General features: G+C 55.3%; 1 protein-coding gene. It reads right to left on the bottom strand.

Annotated features, from left to right (window positions below; genetic code table 11):
- Positions 1–255: ATP-binding protein (locus FW767_RS13045; RefSeq protein WP_205523924.1), on the bottom strand; the 255-nt coding region annotated here is incomplete at both ends.

Raw genomic sequence — 255 nt, 5'->3', positions numbered from 1 at the left:
CGGAACCCCCTTTTGCATGCCTCGTGGCCAAGGGCACATGCCAGATAGCTTTTCCCTGTACCTGAAGAGCCGGTAATGAAGAGGTTCTGCCCCTTATGTACAAAGTCAAGGGTGGCGAGGCGTTCCATCTGATTGCGCTCCAGCCCCCGGTTTGTGGCATAGTCAATCTGTTCGAGATAAGCCTTGTATCGGAACGCCGCATTCTTGGTAAGCCGCGCTATGGCAGCCTGGGCACGGTAATCCCATTCTCGTGCA

The sequence above is a fragment of the Heminiphilus faecis genome, assembly GCF_008728965.1.
Classification (GTDB): Bacteria; Bacteroidota; Bacteroidia; order Bacteroidales; family Muribaculaceae; genus Muribaculum; species Muribaculum faecis.
Note: the sequence above shows the minus strand (reverse complement) of the source record. Positions and strands in the feature narration are given on the sequence as shown.